Annotated in this window: 21 protein-coding genes; 15 read left to right on the forward strand and 6 right to left on the reverse strand. The window is 71.9% G+C overall.

The features are described from left to right. Positions 1–52: 52 nt before the first annotated feature. Positions 53–439, reverse strand: a complete 387-nt coding sequence (locus QSK32_RS19870) for a DoxX-related protein (RefSeq protein ID WP_045742458.1) — start codon at positions 437–439, stop codon at positions 53–55. After that, entirely contained in the window at positions 436–897 is a 462-nt protein-coding gene (locus tag QSK32_RS19875) for a DUF6232 family protein (RefSeq protein ID WP_045742459.1), read from the reverse strand. Before QSK32_RS19875 ends, QSK32_RS19870 begins: the two co-directional genes overlap by 4 nt. 80 nt (positions 898–977) lie before the next feature. Here QSK32_RS19875 and QSK32_RS19880 point away from each other — a divergent pair, with 80 nt between their 5' ends. Genes QSK32_RS19880 through QSK32_RS19890 form a run of 3 tightly spaced genes read left to right on the forward strand, consistent with a single transcriptional unit; the run spans position 978 to position 5,367 of the window. Beyond that, a complete protein-coding gene (locus QSK32_RS19880; protein WP_045742460.1) occupies positions 978–1,751 on the forward strand; it encodes an enoyl-CoA hydratase/isomerase family protein in 774 nt (257 codons plus the stop codon). 42 nt (positions 1,752–1,793) lie between these two features. Further along, positions 1,794–3,737 (forward strand): Hsp70 family protein, encoded by a 1,944-nt coding sequence (locus tag QSK32_RS19885; protein ID WP_045742461.1) that lies wholly within the window; start codon positions 1,794–1,796, stop codon positions 3,735–3,737. A 16-nt stretch (positions 3,738–3,753) separates the two neighbouring features. After that, positions 3,754–5,367, forward strand: coding sequence for an acetolactate synthase (locus QSK32_RS19890; protein WP_285472713.1), 1,614 nt, complete (start codon positions 3,754–3,756; stop codon positions 5,365–5,367). A 15-nt stretch (positions 5,368–5,382) separates the two neighbouring features. On the opposite strand, the gene QSK32_RS19895 is transcribed toward QSK32_RS19890, so the two are convergent. The 3 genes from QSK32_RS19895 to QSK32_RS19905 are packed head-to-tail and all read right to left on the reverse strand — an operon-like array spanning position 5,383 to position 6,485. Next, entirely contained in the window at positions 5,383–5,718 is a 336-nt protein-coding gene (locus QSK32_RS19895; protein WP_285472714.1) for a PLD nuclease N-terminal domain-containing protein, read from the reverse strand. A gap of 39 nt (positions 5,719–5,757) precedes the next feature. Then, on the reverse strand, positions 5,758–6,105 hold the full coding sequence (locus tag QSK32_RS19900) for a DUF202 domain-containing protein (protein ID WP_045742464.1): 348 nt from the start codon (positions 6,103–6,105) through the stop codon (positions 5,758–5,760). Beyond that, on the reverse strand, positions 6,102–6,485 hold the full coding sequence (locus QSK32_RS19905) for a YidH family protein (protein ID WP_045742465.1): 384 nt from the start codon (positions 6,483–6,485) through the stop codon (positions 6,102–6,104). Before QSK32_RS19905 ends, QSK32_RS19900 begins: the two co-directional genes overlap by 4 nt. A gap of 411 nt (positions 6,486–6,896) precedes the next feature. On the opposite strand from QSK32_RS19905, the gene QSK32_RS19910 reads away from it, so the two are divergent. From QSK32_RS19910 to gatB, 12 genes are all read left to right on the forward strand, one after another. Continuing rightward, positions 6,897–7,673, forward strand: a complete 777-nt coding sequence (locus tag QSK32_RS19910; RefSeq protein WP_045742466.1) for an electron transfer flavoprotein subunit beta/FixA family protein — start codon at positions 6,897–6,899, stop codon at positions 7,671–7,673. A 21-nt stretch (positions 7,674–7,694) separates the two neighbouring features. Then, positions 7,695–8,645: an electron transfer flavoprotein subunit alpha/FixB family protein gene (locus tag QSK32_RS19915; protein WP_045742467.1), complete on the forward strand. Its 951-nt coding sequence runs from the start codon at positions 7,695–7,697 to the stop codon at positions 8,643–8,645. A gap of 285 nt (positions 8,646–8,930) precedes the next feature. Next, positions 8,931–10,106: a cysteine desulfurase family protein gene (locus tag QSK32_RS19920; RefSeq protein ID WP_045742468.1), complete on the forward strand. Its 1,176-nt coding sequence runs from the start codon at positions 8,931–8,933 to the stop codon at positions 10,104–10,106. A 9-nt stretch (positions 10,107–10,115) separates the two neighbouring features. Continuing rightward, on the forward strand, positions 10,116–11,204 hold the full coding sequence (mnmA, locus tag QSK32_RS19925) for a tRNA 2-thiouridine(34) synthase MnmA (protein ID WP_045742469.1): 1,089 nt from the start codon (positions 10,116–10,118) through the stop codon (positions 11,202–11,204). Continuing rightward, on the forward strand, positions 11,197–12,192 hold the full coding sequence (locus QSK32_RS19930) for a uroporphyrinogen decarboxylase/cobalamine-independent methonine synthase family protein (RefSeq protein ID WP_285472715.1): 996 nt from the start codon (positions 11,197–11,199) through the stop codon (positions 12,190–12,192). The genes mnmA and QSK32_RS19930 overlap by 8 nt, the downstream gene beginning before the upstream one ends. 63 nt (positions 12,193–12,255) lie before the next feature. Continuing rightward, on the forward strand, positions 12,256–14,361 hold the full coding sequence (ligA, locus tag QSK32_RS19935; RefSeq protein ID WP_045742471.1) for an NAD-dependent DNA ligase LigA: 2,106 nt from the start codon (positions 12,256–12,258) through the stop codon (positions 14,359–14,361). A 126-nt stretch (positions 14,362–14,487) separates the two neighbouring features. After that, on the forward strand, positions 14,488–16,563 hold the full coding sequence (locus QSK32_RS19940; RefSeq protein ID WP_083449012.1) for a putative bifunctional diguanylate cyclase/phosphodiesterase: 2,076 nt from the start codon (positions 14,488–14,490) through the stop codon (positions 16,561–16,563). Further along, entirely contained in the window at positions 16,536–16,835 is a 300-nt protein-coding gene (gene gatC / locus QSK32_RS19945; RefSeq protein ID WP_045742472.1) for an Asp-tRNA(Asn)/Glu-tRNA(Gln) amidotransferase subunit GatC, read from the forward strand. The genes QSK32_RS19940 and gatC overlap by 28 nt, the downstream gene beginning before the upstream one ends. 2 nt (positions 16,836–16,837) lie before the next feature. Beyond that, on the forward strand, positions 16,838–18,301 hold the full coding sequence (gene gatA / locus QSK32_RS19950; protein WP_045742473.1) for an Asp-tRNA(Asn)/Glu-tRNA(Gln) amidotransferase subunit GatA: 1,464 nt from the start codon (positions 16,838–16,840) through the stop codon (positions 18,299–18,301). Positions 18,302–18,318: 17 nt separating this feature from the next. Further along, positions 18,319–19,656, forward strand: coding sequence for an AAA family ATPase (locus tag QSK32_RS19955; RefSeq protein ID WP_052720467.1), 1,338 nt, complete (start codon positions 18,319–18,321; stop codon positions 19,654–19,656). Continuing rightward, entirely contained in the window at positions 19,656–20,303 is a 648-nt protein-coding gene (locus tag QSK32_RS19960) for a DUF4276 family protein (RefSeq protein WP_285472716.1), read from the forward strand. The genes QSK32_RS19955 and QSK32_RS19960 overlap by 1 nt, the downstream gene beginning before the upstream one ends. Positions 20,304–20,382: 79 nt before the next feature. Beyond that, a complete protein-coding gene (gatB, locus tag QSK32_RS19965) occupies positions 20,383–21,864 on the forward strand; it encodes an Asp-tRNA(Asn)/Glu-tRNA(Gln) amidotransferase subunit GatB (RefSeq protein ID WP_425394645.1) in 1,482 nt (493 codons plus the stop codon). Between the two features lie 60 nt (positions 21,865–21,924). Here gatB and QSK32_RS19970 read toward each other — a convergent pair whose 3' ends face one another. Beyond that, on the reverse strand, positions 21,925–23,541 hold the full coding sequence (locus tag QSK32_RS19970; protein WP_052720468.1) for a metallophosphoesterase family protein: 1,617 nt from the start codon (positions 23,539–23,541) through the stop codon (positions 21,925–21,927). Positions 23,542–23,581: the final 40 nt, after the last annotated feature.

Below are 23,581 nucleotides of genomic sequence, written 5' to 3' on the forward strand. Positions count from 1 at the left end.
GATGGTTCCCGTTCCGGCGACCCGGCACTGGGAGAATCGCGGAATCCGCAGGTCAGGGTTTCGGCGAGGAGGTTTGATCGGGGCGGGGACGGGAAGCGCGGAGCGCCCAGACGATCAGCGGGACCTGCAGCGGCAACCGGCCGAACGCGACGGCCCGGCGCGCGGGCGGGGCGTGCCGCCAGTCCACGGCCATCTTGACGTTGGCGGGGAAGACGGCGGCGAAGAGCGCGGCGGCGGCCAGCCCACCGGCACGCCGGGTGCGCGGGTGGGCCACCGCGGCCGCCACGGCGATCTCCGCGGCGCCGCTCAGGTAGGTCCAGGTGCGCGGCGACCCGGGCAGGGACCGCGGCACGATGCTGTCGAACGGGCGGGGTCTGGCGAAGTGCAGCACGCCGGCGGTGGCGAGCAGGGCGGCCAGGCCCGCGGCGTCGCGTCTCATCGGTGGGCCGCCGGCTCGAGGGCCCGTTGCAGGGCGCGGTAGATCCGGCCGAACCGTTGCGCGTTCGTGGTGCGCAGCAGCAGCACCTCGCCGTCCGGCACCCGTCCCCAGATCTCCATGCTGCGGCTGCCCCGGTCGTAGGACCGGTCGACGCGTTCCAGCAGCAGGTCGGCGACGGGGACGGTGGCCAGGCCGATCAGGATGCCGCCGACGACCAGCGCGGCGGTGTTGCCGATCGACGCGTCCATCAGCAGCGCGATGCCGACGGCGAGGGCGCCGAGCAGCAGCGGCATCAGGATCGCCAGGCCCAGAGCGCCCCGGAAGACGATCACTCCCCACGAGCGTGCGCCCCGGGTGTACCAGACCTGGAGGAGGTCGGGCAGCCGGAACTCGCGGCCGTTCATCCGGACTCCGGATGTGGTGATCAGCACTTCCGGATCCCGGTAGTACGTGGTCATCTTTCCCTCCCCAGGGGACCCAATGTATCTGTTACCCGTCGTAGGCTGGCGGCGAAACGGCACCGGACGAGGGAGGCACGGTGGGCGAGTTCGTACGGTGGGAGACAGCTGAGGGCATCGGCACCATCCGGCTGGACCGGCCACCGATGAATGCCCTGAACACCCGTGTCCAGGAGGAGTTGCGGGCCGCCGCGCACGAGGCGGCCGCCGACGACACGGTCCGGGCCGTGGTGGTGTGCGGCAGTGGGACGGTGTTCGCGGCCGGCGCCGACATCACCGAGTTCACCACGGTCGGCTATCAGCAGATGGTGGCCCGGGCCGAGGCGCTCTCCAGCGCGTTCGACGCGGTCGCCCGGATCCCCAAGCCGGTGGTGGCGGCGATCACCGGGTATGCCCTGGGCGGTGGCTGTGAGCTGGCGCTGGCCTGCGACTGGCGGGTGGTGGCCGACGACGCGAAGCTCGGTCAGCCGGAGATCCGGCTGGGCCTGATCCCGGGGGCCGGCGGCACCCAGCGGCTGGCCCGTCTGGTCGGCCCGGCCCGCGCCAAGGATCTGATCTTCTCCGGCCGGATGGTGGACGCGCAGGAGGCACTGCGAATCGGACTCGCCGACCGTGTCGTGCCGTCTTCGGACGTGTTCACGACAGCCGTGGACCTTGTCCGGCCGTACACCACCGGGCCCGCTCTGGCGTTGCGCGCGGCGAAACAGGCCGTCGACGCCGGGCTGAACATGGACCTGGCCTCGGGACTCGCGTTGGAGTCGCACCTGTTCGCGGGGCTGTTCGCCACCGACGATCGGGTGGAAGGAACCACCGCCTTCGTCGAGAAGCGGAAGCCGAAGTTCACCGGGCGGTAGTGGATCAAACGGTTCCGGCCGGTCATTGCCTACACTGCGGTCATGTCCATCGACCAGGGTGGTCCGAAGCGGTACGCCCTCGGCGTCGACTTCGGGACCTCGAACACCGTCGCCGTGGCGCGATGGCCGGACGGCCGCGCCCGCCCGATCCTGGTCGACGGCTCCCCACTGCTTCCCTCCGCGGTGTACGCGACCGCCGACGGCACCCTGCTGGTCGGCCGGGACGCCGTGCACAGCGCGCGGCTGGACCCGGCCCGGTTCGAGCCGAACCCGAAACGCCGGGTGGACGACGGCCTGGTGCTGCTCGGCGAGCAGGAGTTCGAGACCGTCGAGCTGATCGCCGCGGTGCTGGCCCGGGTCGCTGAGGAGTGGCACCGTGCCGTCGGCCCGTATCACCCCGAGGTCACGCTGACCTGCCCCGCGACCTGGGGTGCGACCCGCCGCACGCTGCTGGCCGAGGCCGCCGCCCGGGCCGGGCTGGAGGGTGCCCGTCTGGTCGCCGAGCCGGTCGCCGCGGCCACCTACTTCGCCGAGGTCCTCGGCCGGGACGTGCCGATCGGTTCGGTCGTGGTGGTGCACGACTTCGGTGCCGGCACGTTCGACGCCAGCGTGGTGGCCCGCACCTCGTCCGGGTTCGAGGTGCTCGCCGTCGACGGCCGGGACGACCTGGGCGGCCTGGACGTCGACGCCGCCGTCGTGGAGCATCTGAAGTCCGACGAGTGGGCCCCGCTGATGGAGCCGGGCACGGTCGAGGAGCGCCGGGCCCGGCGCCAGCTCTGGGACGACGTCCGGATCGCCAAGGAGCGGCTCTCCCGGGCGCAGTCGGCCGACTTCGTGGTGCCGCTGCTCGACGTCGAGGCGCACCTCACCCGGGACGAACTGGAGACGGTGGCCCGTCCGCTGCTCGACCAGACGGTGAAGGTGACCGAGAACATCCTGCGCTGGGCGGACCTGAAGGAGGGCCGGCTGGCCGGGGTCTTCCTGGTCGGCGGTGCGAGCCGGATCCCGCTGGTGGCGACGCTGCTGCACCGCGCGCTGGGCGACCCGCCGGTGGTGATCGAGCAGCCGGAGCTGGTGGTGGCCGAGGGCAGCATCCTGGCCGGTGCCGCCCTGCTGACCAGTGAGCCCGCCGCACCCGGTCCGACGACCGAGATGCGCCTGCCGTCGAAGTACCGCCTGGACACCCCGCCCGAGACGTCAGCCGTCATCGCGGTGCCGGTGGGCCGGCCGGCCACCACGCCGGTCCCGTCCCGCCCGTCCGCGGTGCTGGCGGCCGCGGCCGCCGCCGACGAGCCGTCGTCGGCGGAGATCGAGGACGACCGGGAGACGGCCCGTCTCACCTCCGCCGACCTGCCCGGTGACGACGCCGAGACCGAGCTGCGGGTGGACCTGCGGCCGGAGCCGGTCGCCGACGACATCGCGCCGGAGGACCTGCCGGTGCACCTACGGCCGCCGGTCGACCCGTGGCCGGACGCCGACCCGGCCTCCTGGCGGCCGGACCCGGACGCCACCGCGGCCGCGACACCGCCGCCCCGGGAGGCGTGGGCACTGCCGCAGCAGCGGAACGGTGCTTCCGGCGTACTCCCGGGGAATGCCGGACCGGCGCCGCGCGTGCCGCGGCAGACGCGCCCGGTGGTGGCACACGCCCGGCCGATCTCCCCGGTGGCGGCGCAGACCCGTCCGGTCTCGCCCGCGATGGGGTCGGTGCGCCCGGCGTCGCAGGGCCGTGCGGTGGCCGCCGCGCCGCGCCCGGCCCCGGCCACGTCGCGGGCCACGGAGCCGCAGGCCCCGGCCGGCAAGGCGCGGAAGACCCGGCGCCGTGGTGGGTTCCTGCGGTTCCTGCAGATCGTGCTGAGCCTGCTCACCATGATCCTGGTGCCGATCGCGGCGCTGGTGCTCGCCTACGGGTACGCCAACGGCAACCCCCTGGAGCAGGACGCGATCGACGTCTTCAACGACATCCTGAGGTTGCTGGGCGTGGCGTAGACGGCGAGGAGCGGTGATGATCGAAGGGCACGGCGGGGAGCTGGCACTCGCGGCGTTGCGGGCGCACGGTGTCACCGAGATGTTCACGCTGTCCGGCGGTCACGTGTTCCCGCTCTACGCGGCCGCGCACGAGTCCGGCTTCGGCCTGTACGACGTGCGCCACGAGCAGTCCGCGGTCTTCGCCGCCGAGGCGGTCGCCAAGCTGCAGCGCCGTCCCGGTCTCGCGGTGCTCACCGCCGGGCCGGGCGTGACCAACGGCATCTCCGGCCTGACCAGCGCCCACTTCAACGGTTCGCCGGTCCTGGTGCTGGCCGGCCGGGCGCCCGGGTTCCGCTGGGGCGCGGGCAGCCTGCAGGAACTCGACCACGTCCCGCTGGTCGCCCCGGTCACCCGGTACGCCGCCACGGTCACCGCCACCGCGTCGATCCCGGGGGAGATCGCGGCGGCGCTCACCGTGGCCCGGACGCCGCACCGCGGCCCGGTCTTCCTCGACCTGCCCCTCGAAGTGATCTTCTCCACGGCGCAGGCGGCCCCGCCGGGCGAACCGGCGGTCCCGGTGCTGGAGGCCGACCCGGACGAGGTGGCCAGGGCCGCGAAACTGCTCGCCACCGCGGCCCGCCCGGTGATCGTCGCCGGGTCGGACGTGTGGGCCGGGGACGCCGTCGCCGAGTTGCGGGCCGCCGCCGAGACGCTGCGGGCGCCGGTGTTCACCAACGGGATGGGCCGGGGAGCCCTGCCGCCCGGTCATCCCCTGGCGTTCTCCCGGGCCCGTAAGGCCGCCCTGAGCGCCGCCGACGTGGTCGCGGTGATCGGCACGCCGCTCGACTTCCGGCTCGGTTTCGGCGAGTTCGGCGACGCCGCCGTGGTGCACGTGGTGGACGCCCCGTCGCAGCGGGCCGCGCACGTCGAACCCGCCGTCTCGCCCGCCGGTGACCTGCGCCGGATCCTGGCCGCGTTCGCCGGCTACACCGGGGCGCGGGCCTCGCACGAGGACTGGCTGGCCGGTCTGCGGTCGGCTGAGGACGCCGGGCGGGCCCGCGACGCCGAGGATATGACGGCCGCGTCGGATCCGGTCAGACCCGCCCGCGTGTACGGGGAACTGCGCCGGATCCTCGAACCGGAGGCGGTGACGATCGGCGACGGCGGGGATTTCGTCTCGTACGCGGGCCGTTACCTGGAACCGGCCCGGCCGGGGACGTGGCTGGACCCGGGGCCGTTCGGCTGTCTCGGCACCGGCATGGGTTACGCGATGGGGGCCCGGGTGACGTTCCCGGACCGGCAGATCTGTGTGCTGCTGGGCGACGGGGCGGCCGGGTTCTCGCTGATGGACGTGGAGTCCCTGGTCCGGCAGAACCTGCCGGTGGTGATCGTGGTCGGCAACAACGGTGTCTGGGGTCTGGAGAAGCACCCGATGCGGGCGATGTACGGCTACGACGTCGCCGCCGACCTGCAGCCGGGGTTGAGGTACGACGCGGTGGTCCGCGCCCTCGGCGGGGCCGGCGAGACCGTGGACCGGGCGAGCGGTATCGCCCCCGCGCTGCGCCGGGCCTTCGACGCCGGGGTGCCCTATCTGGTGAACGTGCTCACCGACCCGGCCGATGCCTATCCGCGCAGTGCGAACCTCGCCTGACCGGCAGGGCGGGCATCAGGGCTGCTGCTGCTCGTCGTCGCGGTTCAGCTCGCGTTCCCACTGGCTGAGCGACTCGCCGTCGCGCCGCGACTTGTCGACGTCCATCGAGCGCAGGAAGTCCGGGTCGTCGTCCGGGGAGGCGGGGCGTGGAGCACGTCGTGGGGTGGTGCGGGTGACCGGGCGGCCCCAGGCGAGGTAGGCGATCGGCCCGGCGATCGGGATGAGCAGGATCACCACGATCCAGAGCGCGCGCGGCAGGTTCCGGACGCGGTCCGCGGCGAGGCCACTGATGAGGGCCAGAATGAGCAGGACGAGCGCCGCCGCTGCCAGAAGGATGAACAACCGGACCATGCTCGCAATGATGCCCCGCGTATGCCATCCCGGCGACGATCAGAGCATGACAACCCATCCGCTGAGGACCGCGAGGGCCACCGTGATCGTCGCGTAGGCGGTGATCGAGCGGGGCGCGACGGCCGGAAACCTGTCCCGCAGGCCTCGCGCGCGGTGCAGCGAGAGGCCCGCCATCGCCGTCCAGCCGAGCATGGCGAGGGCGGTGACCAGCCATTGTGCCGGTCCGGCGCCGGGGTCGAAGGCGGGCCGGACGGCGAGCAGGGCGACCGCCGCGGCGGACAGGGTGGTGCGCCGCCAGGCGAGGCGGGTGCGTTCCGGTGAGGCGCCCGGATCCCGCGGCTCGGCCGGGCAGGCGCCGGGGTCGTGGGCGTGTTCCGCGCAGCTCATGTGACCTGGATGAGCACCGCGGCGATCAGGGCCACCGCCCCGAGTGCGACGACGATCGCCAGCACGGCGGGGAACCGGGAGCGGGGCAGCGCGGTGCCGAGCCGCATGGCCCGTTCGGTGCGTGCCCAGTGGTCCACGGCCCGTAGCGCCACGAGACCGCCGAGCACCAGCAGCAGGATCGCGATGATCTCGCGGAGGTAGGCGACCGGGAGCGGCGGCAGGAACTGGGCGCAGGCCAGCCCGCCGGCGATCAGGGCCAGCCCGGTGCGGATCCAGGCGAGGAACGTGCGTTCGTTGGCCAGCGAGAACCGGTAGTCGGGGGTGCGCCCCGTCGCGGAGCGGGGATCCCGGTCGAACCACAGCGAAAGGCCACCTGACACGTGGCCGATTATTGACCTGCCGGGTCGAGAATGCCGTGCCAGAGGATGCGGACTTCGTCACTGACGCAGCCTTCGCGCAGATGGCCGCACCGGCACCACGGCGAGTCCGGGGCGACGCGGCCGTGGGTCTGCGGCTCGGCGTGTTCCGGGCGTGGTGGAGTATGGGACGCGGGCGGCGTCCACCCGTCCACCAGCGTTACGTTTTGGCCGGACATGTCGTGACACCCCCTCATTGCCCACTGTAGCGATCCCGATCGCCTCACGGGTGAGGTGTGTCACTCTGGGTGGCCGGCAACACTGAAGCTACTGGCGGGTAACCTTGCCGCAATGTGAAACGGCCGGGCAGGCTTCGGGCGGGCGGCAGGGCCGACTGCAACGGTGCGTTCAATTCAGGAGGGTCGTAGGAGCGCGATGAACATCGTCGTACTGGTGAAGCAGGTACCCGACTCCGGTGCCGAGCGCACCCTGAGCGCGAGCGACAACACGATCGAACGCGGCTCGGGCAACGTCATCAACGAGATGGACGAATACGCCATCGAGGAAGCCCTGAAGATCAAGGAAGCGCACGGCGGCGAGGTGACCGTGCTGACGGTCGGCCCGGCCGGCGCGACCGACTCGATCCGCAAAGCCCTGTCCATGGGCCCCGACAAGGCCGTCCACGTGCAGGACGACGCGCTGCACGGCTCGTGCGCCGTGGCCACCTCCAAGGTGCTCGCCGCCGCTCTGGGCACGCTCGACGCCGACCTGATCCTGTGCGGCGCCGAGTCCACCGACGGCCGGGTCCAGGTGGTCCCGCACATGCTGGCCGAGCGTCTCGGTGTGGCCGCCCTCACCGGCGCCCGCAAGCTCACCGTGGACGGCACCCAGCTGACCATCGAGCGGCAGACCGACGAGGGCTACGAGGTGCTCACCGCCTCCACCCCGGCGATCGTCAGCGTCTGGGACACCATCAACGAGCCGCGGTACCCGTCCTTCAAGGGCATCATGGCCGCCAAGAAGAAGCCGGTGCAGAGCCTCGCCCTGGGCGACCTGGGCGTCTCCGCCGACGAGGTGGGCTTCGCCGGTGCCTCCAGCAGCGTCGTCGAGTTCGCCAAGCGGCCGCCGCGCGCCGGTGGCGCCAAGATCGTCGACGAGGGCACGGCCGGCGAGCAGCTCGTCGCGTACCTCGCCACCGAGAAGTTCGTCTGAGCCGGGACAGGGGAGAGAGACATGGCTGAGGTACTGGTCGTCGTCGAGGCCTCGGAGGCCACCGGCGTCAAGAAGGTCACGCTCGAGATGCTGACCATCGCCCGCGGACTCGGCACGCCGAGCGCCGTGGTGTTCGGCGACGTCGCGGCGGTGAGCGAGAAGCTCGCCGAGTACGGCGCCGAGAAGATCTACGCCGCGTCCGGTGAGGACGTGCAGAACTACCTGGTCGCCCCCAAGGCCACCGTGGTCGCCGAGCTGGTGAAGTCGGTGTCGCCGGCCGCCGTGCTGCTCGCCTCCACCCAGGAGGGCAAGGAGATCGCCGGCCGCCTGGCGATCAAGCTGGACAACGGCCTGCTCACCGACGCGGTTGCGGTCGAGGCCGACGGCACCGCCACCCAGGTGGTCTTCGCCGGCTCCACGATCGTCAAGTCCAAGGTCACCCGCGGCCTGCCGATCGTCACCATCCGCCCGAACTCGGTCACCCCCGAGGTCGCCCCGGCCACCCCTGCCGTCGAGGAGCTGACCGTCGCGGTCAGCGACGCCGACAAGCTGACCCGGGTCGTCGAGCGGGTCGCCGAGAAGAAGGGCTCCCGCCCCGAGCTCACCGAGGCGTCGATCGTCGTCTCCGGTGGCCGCGGCGTCGCCTCCGCGGAGAACTTCGCGCTGGTCGAGGAGCTGGCCGACCTGCTCGGCGGCGCGGTCGGCGCGTCCCGTGCGGCGGTCGACTCCGGTTTCTACCCGCACCAGTTCCAGGTGGGCCAGACCGGCAAGACGGTGTCGCCGCAGCTCTACATCGCGCTGGGCATCTCCGGTGCGATCCAGCACCGGGCCGGCATGCAGACCTCGAAGACGATCGTCGCCGTCAACAAGGACGCCGAGGCTCCGATCTTCGAGCTGGCCGACTACGGCGTCGTGGGCGACCTCAACAAGGTCGTCCCGCAGGCCGCCGACGAGATCCGCAAGCGTAAGTAGAACCACCATCTGAAGACGGCCCGGCGGCTTTCCGCCGGGCCTTTTTCAGGGGTACGCCCAAAGTCCCCCACCCCGGAAGCAGGAGCCGGGTTCCGGGGTTGATTTCGGGCGCAACCACTCACGCAGGCCACCCGGTGGCCTGAGCGTTGTGGACGCGCCAGCGGCCAGCGAAGTCCGCCGGGTCCTCGGCGGGAGCGACGGTCTGTACCGCCCACCCCGCTACGACATGATCTTGATTTGATCCGTTGAATTGATCTCCGGAACCTGAGCCTAAGCTGGGGAACGATGGCGTATTTGGATCACGCGGCGACCACGCCGATGCTTCCCGCCGCGCTCGACGCCTATGTCGCCGCGGCGCGGGAGGTCGGCAATCCGTCGTCGCTGCATGCGGCCGGGCGTAACGCGCGCCGGCTGGTCGAGGAGTCGCGGGAGCGGGTCGCGGCGGCGCTCGGGGCCCGGCCCAGCGAGGTGGTGTTCACCAGCGGCGGCACCGAGAGCGACAACCTGGCCGTCAAGGGCGTCTTCTGGGCGCGCCGGACCGCCGGGCCGGAGCGGACCGCGGTGGCCTCCTCGTCGGTCGAGCATCACGCGGTGCTCGACGCGGTCGACTGGCTGGGCGCGCACGAGGGCGCCGAGGTGGTCTCGCTGGACGTGGACGGCAGTGGGCGGGTGACGCCGGAGACGCTGGCCGCGGTGCTCGGCGAGCGTGCCGACCGGCTCGCGGTGATCAGCGTGCAGTGGGCCAACAACGAGGTCGGCACGGTGCAGCCGATCGCCGAGCTGGCCCGGCTGGCGGCGGCCGCGGGTGTGCCCTTCCACACGGACGCGGTGCAGGCGGTCGGTCAGGTGCCGGTCGACTTCGCGGCGAGCGGCGCCTCGGCGCTGACACTGACCGGCCACAAGGTGGGCGGCCCGGTCGGGGTGGGCGCGCTGCTGCTGGGCCGGGACGTGCCGTGTACGCCGTTGCTGCACGGCGGCGGCCAGGAACGCGACGTGCGTTCCGGGACGCTGGACACGGCCGGTGTGGTGGCGTTCGCGACAGCGGTGGAGTCCGCGGTGAAGACCCGCGCGGAATACGCCGCCCGCGTCGCCGCCCTGCGTGACGTCCTGGTGGCCGGGGTTCGTGAGGCGGTCCCGGATGTGATCTACAACGGTGCCGAGGGCGACCGGCTGCCGGGGAACGCGCACTTCTCCTTCCCCGGCTGCGAGGGTGACGCGCTGCTGATGCTCCTGGACGCGCAGGGGGTGTACTGCTCGACCGGTTCGGCCTGTTCGGCAGGGGTGGCCCAGCCCAGCCACGTGCTGTTGGCGATGGGTGCCGACGACGCCCGGGCCCGCTCGTCGCTGCGTTTCACCCTGGGACACGACAGCGTCGAGGCGGACGTGGACGCGCTGTTGGCAGTGCTGCCGGGGGCGGTCGAGCGGGCCCGCCGGGCCGGGGCGTGGAAGACACCCAGATAGGCTTCGTCCATGCGAGTTCTTGCGGCCATGTCGGGTGGCGTCGATTCAGCGGTCGCCGCCGCGCGCGCCCGGGAGGCCGGGCACGACGTCACCGGCGTCCACCTGGCGCTGTCGCGCAACCCTCAGACGTTCCGCACCGGCGCCCGCGGTTGTTGCACCCTGGAGGATTCCCGGGACGCACGCCGCGCCGCCGATGTGATCGGCATCCCGTTCTACGTGTGGGACATGGCCGAGGAGTTCCATGCGAGCGTCGTCGACGATTTCGTCGGGGAGTATGCCGCGGGGCGCACGCCGAACCCGTGCCTGCGCTGCAACGAGAAGATCAAGTTCGAGGCGGTGCTGGACCGGGCGATCGCCCTGGGCTTCGACGCGGTGGTGACCGGCCACCACGCGCGGCTGGGCGCCGACGGTCTGCTGCGCCGCAGCGTCGACCTGGCCAAGGACCAGTCGTATGTGCTGGCCGTGCTGACCCGTGAGCAGCTTGACCGGGCGATGTTCCCGCTCGGCGACTGGACCAAGGAGCGGGTCCGGGCCGAGGCGGCGTCCCGTGGTCTGGCGGTGGCGGACAAACCCGACTCGCACGACATCTGCTTCATCGCCGACGGTGACACGCGTGGCTTCCTGGAGAGCCGGCTCGGCAGCGCGCCGGGCGACATCGTCGACGGGCGCACCGGGGAGACGCTCGGCACGCACAACGGGGCTTACGGTTTCACCGTGGGTCAGCGCAAGGGGCTGGACCTGCGGGTCCCGGCCGCAGACGGCCGTCCGCGCTACGTTCTGTCGATCACTCCGGTGACGAACACGGTGACTGTCGGGCCGCGCGAGGATCTCGAGGTCGACACGGTGACGGCGACTCGGCCGATTCAAATGAATTTTTCGGAGATGTCGGATATTCAGGTGCAGTTGCGGGCGCACGGGGATGTCGTCGACGCCGACGTGTCGATCTCCGACGGCCTGGTGACCGCCCGGCTGAAGAGCCCGGCCCGCGGCGTCGCCGCCGGTCAGGCCATCGTCGCCTACCAGCCTGACCCGGACGGCGACATCGTGCTCGGCTCGGCCACCATCGCGGCCGGCACCCGGGCGTCCGCCCATGCCTGACTTCCCGTGGGAGGCCGGCGTCGCCACCGGCATCGGCTCGCTGCCCGGCACCGACATCGCCGAGGCCCAGCGGATCGTCCTCGGTGAGCTGCCCGGCCTGCCGCACCTGCCCGAGCTCCCGGCCCGGGGCCCGGGCGCGGACATCATCGGCCGCGGCGCCGGGTTCCTGGTCGAGATGCCGGTGCAGCTCTACACCGGCCGCTGGCAGATCGCGTCCCGCCCCGGCAAGGACATGCGCCGCACCGCCGACCTGCTCGAACGCGACCTGGACCAGCTCACCCAGCAGGCCGACGGCTACACCGGCCCGCTGAAGATCCAGGCGGCCGGCCCGTGGACCCTGGCGTCGAGCCTCGAACTGCCGATCGGCGGCCGGATGCTGCGTGATCCGGGCGCGGTGCGGGACCTGACCGACTCGCTCGCCGAGGGTCTGCGCCGGCACGTCGCCGAGGTGCGCAAACGGGTGCCGGGCGCGACGGTCCTGCTCCAGCTGGACGAGCCGTCGCTGCCGACCGTGCTGGCCGGTCGGGTGCCGACCGAGAGCGGGCTGTCGGCCTACCGGGAGGTGGACGGCCCGGACGCCGCGACCGGCCTGCGGACCGTGGTGGAGGCCGTCGGTGTGCCGGTGGTGCTGCACTGCTGCGCGCCCGGACTGCCGCTGCAGGTGGTGCGGGACGCCCGTGCGACCGCGGTCGCCCTCGACCTGTCGCTGCTCACCGATCTGGACCCGCTCGGCGAGGCGATCGAGGCCGGGCTGGCGATCTTCGCGGGGGCGGCGCCGACCACCCCGGCCGCCGGTGGCCGGATCACGTCGAAACAGATCGCCGACCGGGTCCAGACCCTCTGGCAGCGGCTGGGCTTCCCGGCCGCGCTGCTGCCCCGGCAGGTGGTGATCACGCCGGCCTGCGGTCTGGCGGGGGCCTCTCCGTCGTACGCGCGGGATGTTCTGAAGGCCTGCTCCGAGGCCGGACGGCGTATCGCCGAGGTGTGACCCCCGTTCTGTCGGTGGGGGCGACTACCGTGCCTTCTTAGGTTTCAGTCTCAGGAGGTTCCGGTGTCCGACGCTGTCAAGGACCCCACGTCACAGGCCAGTGCCCGGCACGCGGAGCTGGCCGACGAGGTTCGCGGGCATCAATATCGCTACTACGTGCTCGACGCCCCGACGGTGTCCGACGCCGATTTCGACGTGATGCTGCGCGAGCTCGAGGCGCTGGAGACCGAGTTCCCGGCGCTGCGCACCCCCGACTCCCCGACGCAGAACGTGGGCGGGTCGTTCTCCACCCTGTTCACCCCGGTGGAGCACGCCGAGCGGATGATGTCGCTCGACAACGTCTTCGACGAGGGCGAGCTGGCCGCCTGGGCCGAGCGCACGATCCGCGACGCCGGCGGCCCGGTCCCGTTCCTCTGCGAGCTCAAGGTCGACGGCCTGGCCATCAACCTGACCTACGAGAAGGGCCGGCTGGTGCGCGGCGCGACCCGCGGCGACGGGCGCACCGGGGAGGACGTCACGCCCAACGTGCGGACCATCCGCGAGATCCCGGAGCGGCTGACCGGCGACGACGTGCCCGAGCTGCTCGAGGTGCGCGGCGAGATCTACTTCCCGGGCGAGGCGTTCGCCGGCCTCAACGCGACCCTGGTCGAGCAGGGGAAGGCGCCGTTCGCCAACCCGCGCAACGCGGCCGCCGGCAGCCTCCGGCAGAAGGACCCGCGGATCACCGCGTCCCGGGGCCTGCGCATGGTGGTGCACGGCATCGGGGCGCGCGAGGGGTTCACCCCGGCCTCGCAGTCGCACGCCTACGAGGCGCTGCGGGCCTGGGGCCTGCCGACGAGCACCCGGTGGCGGCTGGTCGACGATCTGGCCGGGGTGCGGGAGTTCATCGCGTTCTACGCGGAGAACCGGCACTCGGTCGAGCACGAGATCGACGGCGTGGTGGTCAAGGTCGACGCGGTGGCGATCCAGGGCCGGCTGGGGTCGACGAGCCGGGCACCCCGATGGGCCATCGCCTACAAATACCCGCCCGAGGAGGTCAACACCAAGCTCCTCGACATCGCGGTGAATGTGGGACGCACCGGCCGGGTCACGCCGTATGCGGTGCTCGAGCCGGTCAAGGTGGCCGGTTCGACGGTGGCGCAGGCGACCCTGCACAACGCCCAGGAGGTGGTCCGCAAGGGCGTCCTGATCGGCGACACGGTGGTGCTGCGCAAGGCCGGTGACGTGATCCCGGAGGTGCTCGGCCCGGTGATGGAGCTGCGGCCGGCCGACGCCCGGGCGTTCGTGATGCCGACCGAGTGCCCGGCCTGCGGCACGCCGCTCGCGCCGGCCAAGGAGAGCGACGTCGACATCCGCTGTCCGAACACCCGGTCGTGCCCGTCGCAGCTGCGGGAGCGGGTCTTCCACCTGGCCTCGCGCAACGGGCTGGACATCGAGGTGCTCGGCTGGAAGGCCGCCCAGGCGCTGCTCGACGCGCACATCGTCACCGACGAGGGCGACATCTTCGCCCTGACCGAGGACGACCTGCGGCGCTCGCCGTTCTTCGTCAACCAGGACGGCAGCCTCGGCACCAACGCGACCAAACTGCTGGAGAACCTGGCCGGCGTGCGGGAACGCCCGCTCTGGCGGGTGCTGGTGTCGCTCTCCATCCGGCACGTCGGGCCGACCGCGGCGCAGGCGCTGGCCCGCGAGTTCGGTTCGATGGCCGCGATCGAGGAGATCGTCTCCCAGCCGGTCGCCGCGGTGGACCCGTTGGCGGAGGTGGACGGGGTCGGGCCGACGATCGCCGCGAGCCTGCGCGAGTGGTTCACCGTCGACTGGCACCGCGAGATCGTCCGCAAGTGGCGCGAGGCCGGGGTGCGGATGGCCGACGAGCGGGTGGACACCGGGCCGCGCCCGCTGGAGGGCCTGACCGTCGTGGTGACCGGCACGCTGGCCGGTCACACCCGCGACCAGGCCGCCGAGGCGATCACCTCGCGGGGCGGCAAGGTGACCGGTTCGGTGTCGAAGAAGACCGGGTTCGTGGTGGTCGGCGACAACCCCGGCAGTAAATACGACAAGGCCCTGTCGCTGAAGGTGCCGGTGCTCGACGAGGCCGGGTTCGCGGTCCTGTTGGCGGACGGTCCGGAGGCGGCCCGCGCGGTCGCCGAGGTGGACACTACCGGGTGAAATAGAGGCGAATGCGCAGCGTGGGGCTATTGCCGGTTTAATTAGCAGGTAGTCGGTTTCGCGTACAACGCGCCATATGGATCTATGGTGTATTCGATCGGTGATCGAGGCCATCGTGGAGGTCACATGGATGCCGCTTGCCCGCGGATGGCCGGACCGCGACTCCGGCGCACGATGATCGTCACGTCGGTCGCCGTCCTCGGCGCCGACCTGCTGCTCTGGGCCGCCCACAGCGCGTCGTTCGCCGGGCTGCCCACCGCCTTCTGGGCGATGGCGGCACTCGCGCTCGTCGTGGACGCCCGGCCCTACGTGGTGCCCGGCCGGCGGGCCAGCGCCGTCATCCTGCCGTCGATCTGCTTCACCTTCGCCATCCTGCTGGCCTGGGGACCGGCCCCGGCGCTGGTCGTCCAGCTGGCGGCGGTGGCGGTGGCGGGCGTACGCATGCGGCAACCCCAGCGCCGCACCCTGCACCTCGCCCTCCAGCACACCGTGGCGCTCGGTGCGGCGGCCGCCGTGGCCGGGCTCGCCTCACTGCGCCTGGGACCCGGCCCGGACTGGCGCGACGCGGCCCTGACCTGCGCCGCGGCCGCCGCCTGGATCGCCGCCCGGTACGCGGTGGCCGCCCTGGTCCGCCGCTGGACCACCGACGGGCGCCCCCGGCCGCACCGCCGGCGCGGCCACGCGGACCTGCTGGCCACCGCCGCCCTGCTGCTGCTCGGGCCGGTGGTGCTGGTCGCCGCGCGGGTCAGCCCGGCCCTGCTGCCGCTCGCCCTGCTCGCGCTGCACGCCGTGCACCGGACGGTGCGCTGGGCCGGCGAATCCGAACGTGCCGCCCGCTTCGACGCCCTCACCGGGCTGCCCAACCGCCGGGCGTTGCAGACCGCCACCGCCGACCCCGGCACCGACCGGCGCCGCGCCCTGCTCCTGCTCGACCTGGACCGGTTCCGCACGGTCAACGACGCGCTCGGCCACGGTGCCGGCGACCGCCTGCTGACCCGGGTCGCCGACCGGCTGACCGACGTCGTCCCCGACCACGACCTGGTGGTCCGGCTCGGCGGTGACGAGTTCGCGGTGCTCGCCACCCGGGTCGACGGCCCGTCCTCGGCCCGCGGCATCGCCCAGCACCTGGCCGAGGCGCTGAGCCGCCCGTTCCCGCTGGACGGCACCACCGTCGAGCTGAGCGCCTCGATCGGGATCGCCCTGCAGTCCGGCCGCCGCGACGGCAGCACCCTGCTGCGCGAGGCGGAGGCCGCGATGTACGAGGCGAAACAGCGCGGCGACCAGATCGCGGTGCACGGGCCGGACGCCACCCACCACGCGCCGGACCGTCTCGCCCTGCTCGCCGACCTGCGCAGCACGCTGCGGCAGGACCCGCCCGGCGACGGGATAGTGCTCTACTACCAGCCGCAGATCGCCATCGCGACCGGCGAGGTGGTGGGCGTCGAGGCGCTGCTGCGCTGGCGGCACCCGCGCCGCGGCCTGGTCGGGCCCGCGGAGCTGCTGCGGGTGGCCGAGCCGACGCCGGTGATGCGCCTGCTCACCGCCCGGGTGCTGGAGGAGGTGATCGGCCAGCTCGCCCGGTGGCGCGAACAGGGCCGGCCGCTGCGGGCGGCCGTCAACGTCAGCGCCCGCGACCTGCACGCCGGGGACATCGCCGACCGGGTGGGCGCGCTCCTGCACCGCTACGGGGTCCCCGCCGACCTGCTCCAACTGGAGATCACCGAGTCGGCGCTGATGGCCGACCCGCACCGGGTCCTCGCGACGGTGACCCGGCTGCACCGGATGGGGGTGGCGATCTCGCTCGACGACTTCGGCACCGGCTATTCGTCCCTGCAGCACCTGCGCCGCCTGCCGCTGTCCGAGGTGAAGATCGACCGCTCGTTCGTCCTCGGGATGACCACCGCGCACGGGGACGCCGCGATCGTCCGTTCGGTGATCGACCTGGCCGAGGCGCTCGGACTGCGGGCCGTCGCCGAGGGTGTGGAGGACGAGGCGAGCTGGCTGATGCTCGCCGCGTTCGGCTGCCACGCCGCCCAGGGCTGGTTCCACGCCCGCCCGATGCCCGCCGCCGCGTTGACGGACTGGGTGAACCGGTACCGCCCGATCCGGCCGAGGAATCGGGGCGAAATAGAATCTCGGCTTACGTGTATTCCGTCAAGCAACGAGGGGGCAGGATGGCCGCCATCTCCCGCGAAGAGGTAGCGCACCTGGCGCGCCTGTCGCGGCTCGCCGTGACCGAAGAGGAACTCGATCGATTTGCGGGGCAGTTCGACGTGATCCTGCAGTCGGTCGCCCGGGTCGGTGAGGTGGCCGCGGACGGCATCCCGCCGACCTCCCACTCCGTTCCGCTGACCAACGTGTACCGCGAGGACGTTCCCACTCCGAGCCTGACGCAGGAGGCGGCCCTCTCCGGGGCGCCCGACGCGTACGAGGGCCGGTTCCGGGTGCCGCGCATCCTGGACGAGGAGGAGTGACTGTGACCGACCTGACCAGGCTGAACGCCGCGTCGCTGGCCGACCTGATCGCGACGAAGCAGGTGTCGGCCGTCGAGGTGGCGACCGCGCACCTGGACCGGATCGCGGCCGTGGACGACCGGGTGCACGCGTTCCTGCACGTCTCCCGCGCCGAGGCGCTGGCCGCGGCGGAGCGGGTCGACAGGGGCGAGGTCACCGGTCCGCTGGCCGGTGTGCCGATCGCGGTGAAGGACGTGGTGGCCACCGAGGGCATCCCGACCACCGCCGCCTCCAAGATCCTCGAGGGGTGGAAGCCGCCCTACGACGCGACGATCGTGGCGCGCCTCAAGGCCGCCGGCATGCCGATCCTGGGCAAGACCAACATGGACGAGTTCGCGATGGGCTCGTCGACCGAATACTCGGCCTACGGCCCGACCAAGAACCCGTGGGACCTCGGTCGCATCCCGGGCGGCTCCGGTGGTGGCTCGTCCGCCGCCATCGCCGCCTACGAGGCGCCGCTGGCCATCGGCACCGACACCGGCGGCTCGATCCGTCAGCCCGGCGCGGTCACCGGCACGGTCGGCGCCAAGCCGACCTACGGCGGCACGTCCCGCTACGGCCTGATCGCGTTCTCCTCGTCGCTGGACACCCCCGGGCCCTGCGCCCGGACGGTCGAGGACGCGGCCCTGCTGCACGCGGTCATCGCCGGCCACGACCCGCGCGACTCGACGTCGATCAACCAGTCCGTTCCGGACGTGGTCGCCGCCGCGCGGCTCGGCAAGAACGGGGACCTGACCGGCGTCAAGCTGGGCATCGTCAAGGAGTTCGCCGGTGACGGCTCCGAGCCCGGCGTGACCGCCGCGTTCCGGGAGTCGCTGGACGCCCTGGTCAAGCTGGGCGCCGAGATCGTCGAGGTGTCCTGCCCGCACTTCGAGTACGCCCTCCCGGCCTACTACCTGATCGCCCCCAGCGAGGCCTCCTCCAACCTGGCCCGCTTCGACGGCGTGCGGTACGGCCTGCGCACCGGCGACGACGGCAACCGCTCCCTCGAAGAGGTCATGTCCCTGACCCGCGACGAGGGCTTCGGCCCGGAGGTCAAGCGCCGGATCATCCTCGGCACGTACGCGCTCTCGTCGGGCTACTACGACGCGTACTACGGTCAGGCGCAGAAGGTCCGCACCCTGATCACCCGGGACTTCCAGTCCGCGTTCGAGCAGGTCGACGTCCTCGTCTCGCCGACCACCCCGTTCACGGCGTTCCCGTTCGGGTCGCGCACCAGCGACCCGTACCAGATGTACCTCGCCGACCTCTTCACCATCCCGACGAACCTGTACGGCGGGCCGGCCATCTCGGTCCCCTGCGGGCTCTCCGAGGGCCTGCCGGTCGGCTTCCAGATCATGGCCCCCACCATGGCCGACGACCGGATGTACCGGGTCGCCGCCGCGCTGGAGTCCGCCGTCGGCACGCTCACCCCGCCGGCGCTCTAGTCTCAGGAGGAACCGGAGTGCTCACTCGCATCGAGATCGACGGCTTCAAGACCTTCCGCGATTTCGCCCTGGACGTGCCGCCGTTCCTGGTGGTGCTGGGGCGCAACGGCGCCGGCAAGTCAAACCTGTTCGATGCGCTCCGGTTCCTCTCCCGGCTGGCCGGTCAGCCGGTCGCCGAGGCGGCCCAGCACGTCCGCGGTGACATCTCCGAGATCTTCCACCGCGACGCTGAGGGCCGCAGCGGTACGGAGATGCGGTTCGCGGTCGAGGTGCTGCTGGACGGCACGATCACCGACGCGTTCGGCGCGACCCGGGAGTTGAGCGTCGTTCGGGTCCGCTACGAGTTGGTCATCCAGCTTCGGCCGCAGTCGGTGGGCTCACGGCCATACGTGGTGCACGAATCCCTCCGGGCGGTGGACGGCGACTTCCGCTTCCTGGACACCGTAGGGCCGCCCGCGGCGCGACGATTCGAAATCCGGCACGAATCCCCCGATGCCCACAGCGTGGCCTTACCCGCGGCGAACGCGACGGCGACCGTTCTGTCGGTCATCGGGACGACGAGCGAGTCGGCGACGCTCTTCGCGCTGAAACGGGAACTGGAATCCTGGCGGAATCTGCACCTCGATCCTGCGGCACTACGACGACCGGACGGGTACGACGAACCCGACATTCTAGGCTCTGACGGTGCGCACCTACCCAATACATTGCACCGGATCGCGGGGTTGACGGCCACGCCGGATCGCCCGGACGGTGTCCTCGGCGACATCTCCGCGGATCTCGCCGGTGTCATCTCCGACGTCAGCGGCGTGCAGATCGACGAGGACGGCAGGAGGCGTCGCCGGGAGATCGAGTTTCGGGCCCGGGGCCGCGGCGAAGCCGTCTCTGCGCGGGTCGCCTCCGACGGCACCCTCCGGGCGGCGGCACTTCTCACCGCGGCCTACGACCCCGCTCATTCGGGGGTGCTGTGTTTTGAGGAACCGGAGAACGGCATCTACCCGCAGCGCTTGATCACGTTGATTCAGCGTCTTCGCGCGGTGGTCGACAGGGCTGTCCGGTCGCGCGACGAGGATCCCGTCGCACCGCTCACACAGGTGCTCCTCACCAGCCACTCGCCGGCGATCCTGCGAGCGCTGGGACCGGCTCAGGACGACGGGGTTCGGCCGGATGCGGTCTTCCTGACGACGGTGACACGAATTCTTCCGGGCCGGTCCCGCAGCAAGGTGACGCAACCGCGGCTCATCTCGGCCGGCCGCCGGCCCGCGTTGGCGGCTCAGGACGACCTGGATCCGAACCGGCGCCTGATCAGTCCCGCCGAGATCGCGGACTTCGAAGTACGCCAGGCGCTGGAGGCCTGATGCGGTTCCTGACATCGGCTCTGATCGCCGAGGGTTCCTCCGACGACCGGTTCCTGCCCTTCCTGCTGCGCCGTTCCCTGGAGGACGTCTGCGCGACGGACTTCGCCGACGATGTGGACGTCGACCAGGTCACGGTGCTCCGCCGTCGGCAACGCCCGCCCACCGTTCCGGAGATCATCGGTGTGGTCGAGGCGAACGCCGACACCTTCCACCTGGTCTTCGTTCACCGGGATCAGGACGGCAACACCGACCGGGTACGCCGTGAATGGCTCGACCCGCTCGCCGAGGCGTGGGGGACGTCCCGCCCCGAGAGATGGGTCCCGGTCGTCCCGGTCCGCAAGTCCGAGGCCTGGGTGCTCGCCGACGGGAATGCATTGCGGAGTGTGCTCGGGGTCCGATGGGCCGACGCCGATCTCGGGGTGCCCGGTCGCCCGAGGGACGTCGAGAGGATCGGCGAACCGAAGGTGCCGATCCGCCGGTTGGTCGATCGGCTGGGCCGCCCGATCGAGGACTTCTACGAGGAACTCGCCGAGGCGATCTCGCTGGACGTGCTCACGACCGTACCCTCGTTTCTGGCCGTTCGTGAATGCACGGTCAGGGCCATCGCCGACCTCGGCTATCGGCCGCGAAGGGGCCGGACCTCGTGACGAGACCCGAACGCATTTGTCAGGACCGGCCGATTAATCTAGGAATGTTGTCCCGCACGCCAAGCCGATGGAGCCGACGATGAGCTACGAGGATGTCCTCACCCGGTACGAGCCGGTGATCGGCCTGGAGACGCACGTCGAGCTGGGCACGAAGACCAAGATGTTCTGCGGGTGCAAGACCGACTTCGGTGCCGAGCCGAACACCCAGACCTGCCCGGTCTGTCTGGCCCTGCCCGGCGCCCTGCCGGTGATGAACCGCGCCGCGATCGAGGCGACCATCCAGATCGGCCTCGCGCTGAACTGCGACATCGCCGAGTGGTGCCGGATGGCCCGGAAGAACTACTTCTACCCGGACATGCCGAAGAACTTCCAGACGTCGCAGTACGACGAGCCGCTCTGCGTCGAGGGTTACGTCGATGTGACCGTGGACGGCAAGGAGTACCGCATCGGCATCGAGCGGGTGCACATCGAGGAGGACACCGGTAAGACGCTGCACGTCGGCGGCGCCACCGGTCGCATCCACGGTGCCACCGAGTCGCTCGTCGACTACAACCGGGCCGGCATCCCGCTGGTCGAGATCGTGACGAAGCCGGTTCCGGGGCTCGGCGCGCTCGCCCCGGAGGTCGCCAAGGCGTACGTGGCCGAGCTGCGGGACATCGTCCGTGCCCTCGGCGTCTCCGACGTGCGCATGGAGCAGGGTTCGATGCGCTGTGACGTGAACACGTCGCTGAACCTGCCGGGCGACGACTGGGGTACGCGGACCGAGACGAAGAACGTCAACTCGCTGCGGTCCGTGGAGCGTGCCGTCCGTTCCGAGATCATCCGCCAGGCCGGGATCCTCGACGACGGCGGCAAGATCTTCCAGGAGACCCGGCACTTCCAGGAGACCACCGGCGACACCCGTTCGGGACGCTCCAAGGAGACCGCCACCGACTACCGGTACTTCCCGGAGCCCGACCTGGTGCCGATCGCCGCGGACCCGGTGTGGGTGACCTCGCTGCGGGAGGCCCTGCCGGAGAAGCCCAGCGTCAAGCGGGCCCGGCTCCGCGAGGAGTGGGGCATCAGCGAGAGCGACATGCAGTCCGCGGCCAACGCGGGTGCCGTCGAGCTGATCGAGGAGACCATCGCGGCGGGCGCGTCGCCGGCCGGTGCGCGTAAGTGGTGGCTCGGTGAGCTGGCCCGGCGCTCCAACGAGCTGGGTGTCGAACTCTCCGAGGCCGGCGCGACGCCGGTCCAGGTGGCGGAGCTGCAGAAGCTGGTCGATGACGGCAAGCTGAACGACAAGCTGGCCCGTCAGGTCCTCGAGGGTGTCGTGGCCGGCGAGGGTGACCCGGCGGCCGTGATGGCGTCCCGCGGGCTTGAGGTGGTCAACGACACCGGTGCGCTCACGGCCGCGGTGGACGAGGCCATCGCCGCGAACCCGGACATCGCGGCGAAGATCCGCGACGGCAAGGTGGCGGCGGCGGGCGCGCTGGTCGGTGCGGTCATGAAGACCACGCGCGGCCAGGCGGATGCCAAGACCGTCCGCGACCTCATCCTGGAGCGTCTCGGCGCTTCCTGATCTCTGGTACGCCGCACCGCCCGTTCCCGTGGTTCTCCGTGGGGGCGGGCGGTGCTGTCGTCACTGGCTGGGCGCCACCGACGGGGTGGGCGCCGGTACCGGCTCGTCGTCCAGTCCGATCACGTTGCGCTGCATCGTGACGTTGGATTCGCCGGTGCCGCCGAGCTGGATGTCGTCGTACGCCTTCAGCTCGCGGTTCTCGTCGAAGTAGAGGACCGAGAGGGTCAGCGGTGTGGCCGCGTCGTTCTCCAGGCCTCGCAGTCCTGCCCCGCCGGTCGAGCCCTCGACCATGATCCGGGTGGTGACCGGGGTCAGGTCGGCGGAGGCCGCCGGTGACGGGGTGGGTGAGGCGGACGGGTCCGGTTCCGGCTCGGTGGGCGCGGGCAGCATGGTCACCGACCGCTGGTGTTTGTGTCCGGACAGGACCAGGGGGACCAGTCCGGAGAGGGGCTGGGCCATCGCCGGGTCGTGGACCAGGGCGATGTCCACCTTCTTGCCGGAGTCGCGGATCGTGGTGGCCAGTTTCTCCCCGGAGGCCTCGAGCACCTCGGGGCCGGCGTCGTCACCGGCCACGTTCGTCTCGCTCTTGTCCGGGGTGAACTGGGGGTCGCCGATGCCGGCGATGGTCAGGCCGTCCACTTCGGTCAGCCCGTCGTCCAGGACGATCGCGTTGCTCTGCCGGGCGACCGCCGCCTGGATCGCCGTCGAGTCGTGGTTGCCGCGGACGTAGATGTACGGCACCCCGATCGACGGGATCGACGCGACGTAGGAGGTCTCGGCGCTGCTGCCCCAGTCGACGATGTCGCCGGTGTCGATCACCGCGTCGATCTCGAAGGTCTCCACGACGGTCCGGATCAGGCCCCACGACGACGGGTTGAGGTGCAGGTCGGAGACGTGCAGCAGGCGGGTCGTGTTGCCGGCCGGCTCGTAGACGGGCAGCGCCGACATCGTCGCGTAGACGCGGCTGACGTTGCTGACGATCTGCTGGAGCTGCTCCGCGTACCGGCCGTAGTTGTCCGCGATGCGGCGGGCGTCACCGACCACCGCGGGCGCGTTGACGAGCAGACCCTCGTAGCGGGGCTCGCTGATCGCGTCGGGGCGGAGGGTGGCCGCCGCCAGGCCCAGGCTGCCGCCGGTCAGCACCAGCGCGGTGACGCCGGACGCCGCGGTCCGGCGCACGTCACGGAAGACGAACGCCGCGCAGAAGAGCGTGGTGGCCACGGCCAGGCCGGCCGCGCGCAGGCCGAGGCGGGACACCGCGTCGACGACCTCCTCGACGGCCCGGTCACCGGCCGAGGTGATGGTGGACGGGTTGTCGATCAGCGCCTCGGTGCGGCTCTGGTCCAGTGAGCCGAGCGCCACCTTGAGGTGCAGCGGCCCGCGGTGGCTGTCCAGGTGCAGGGAACCGAGCGGCGGAATGTCGATCTCGGTGCCGCCGTCGGCCGACGGCGTGATCGACATCTCGGCTTTGAACGGGCCGATGTTCAGGTCGGACTGGGCGAAGAGCATCACGCCGACCATCGAGCCGGTCACGCTGACCAGCCCGACGGCGACGGCGAGGCCGGCCCGGCGGGTCCAGCGGTTGCGCAGGCCGTGCCGGAGGAGGATCCGGGCCCGTCGGGAGAGGATCAGATAGCGGCGCCAGACGGGCACGGTGTCGACCGGTTCCTGAGTCATCGGGGGCTCACCTGCCCGAACGGATGTGGCGCGAAACAGT

Source organism: Actinoplanes sp. NBRC 101535 (genome assembly GCF_030269225.1).
Lineage (GTDB): Bacteria > Actinomycetota > Actinomycetes > Mycobacteriales > Micromonosporaceae > Actinoplanes > Actinoplanes rectilineatus.

Excerpts from the sequence above, each read along its gene's own strand:
- gatC (WP_045742472.1), top strand. The coding sequence starts at position 16,536 with ATGGCCGCCATCTCCCGCGAAGAGGTAGCGCACCTGGCGCGCCTGTCG.
- QSK32_RS19960 (WP_285472716.1), top strand. The coding sequence starts at position 19,656 with ATGCGGTTCCTGACATCGGCTCTGATCGCCGAGGGTTCCTCCGACGAC.
- QSK32_RS19930 (WP_285472715.1), top strand. The coding sequence starts at position 11,197 with ATGCCTGACTTCCCGTGGGAGGCCGGCGTCGCCACCGGCATCGGCTCG.
- QSK32_RS19895 (WP_285472714.1), bottom strand. The coding sequence starts at position 5,718 with ATGGTCCGGTTGTTCATCCTTCTGGCAGCGGCGGCGCTCGTCCTGCTC.
- QSK32_RS19875 (WP_045742459.1), bottom strand. The coding sequence starts at position 897 with ATGACCACGTACTACCGGGATCCGGAAGTGCTGATCACCACATCCGGA.
- QSK32_RS19885 (WP_045742461.1), top strand. The coding sequence starts at position 1,794 with ATGTCCATCGACCAGGGTGGTCCGAAGCGGTACGCCCTCGGCGTCGAC.
- gatB (WP_425394645.1), top strand. The coding sequence starts at position 20,383 with ATGAGCTACGAGGATGTCCTCACCCGGTACGAGCCGGTGATCGGCCTG.
- QSK32_RS19890 (WP_285472713.1), top strand. The coding sequence starts at position 3,754 with ATGATCGAAGGGCACGGCGGGGAGCTGGCACTCGCGGCGTTGCGGGCG.
- QSK32_RS19900 (WP_045742464.1), bottom strand. The coding sequence starts at position 6,105 with ATGAGCTGCGCGGAACACGCCCACGACCCCGGCGCCTGCCCGGCCGAG.
- QSK32_RS19940 (WP_083449012.1), top strand. The coding sequence starts at position 14,488 with ATGGATGCCGCTTGCCCGCGGATGGCCGGACCGCGACTCCGGCGCACG.
- QSK32_RS19920 (WP_045742468.1), top strand. The coding sequence starts at position 8,931 with ATGGCGTATTTGGATCACGCGGCGACCACGCCGATGCTTCCCGCCGCG.
- QSK32_RS19910 (WP_045742466.1), top strand. The coding sequence starts at position 6,897 with ATGAACATCGTCGTACTGGTGAAGCAGGTACCCGACTCCGGTGCCGAG.
- mnmA (WP_045742469.1), top strand. The coding sequence starts at position 10,116 with ATGCGAGTTCTTGCGGCCATGTCGGGTGGCGTCGATTCAGCGGTCGCC.
- QSK32_RS19915 (WP_045742467.1), top strand. The coding sequence starts at position 7,695 with ATGGCTGAGGTACTGGTCGTCGTCGAGGCCTCGGAGGCCACCGGCGTC.
- QSK32_RS19970 (WP_052720468.1), bottom strand. The coding sequence starts at position 23,541 with ATGACTCAGGAACCGGTCGACACCGTGCCCGTCTGGCGCCGCTATCTG.
- QSK32_RS19870 (WP_045742458.1), bottom strand. The coding sequence starts at position 439 with ATGAGACGCGACGCCGCGGGCCTGGCCGCCCTGCTCGCCACCGCCGGC.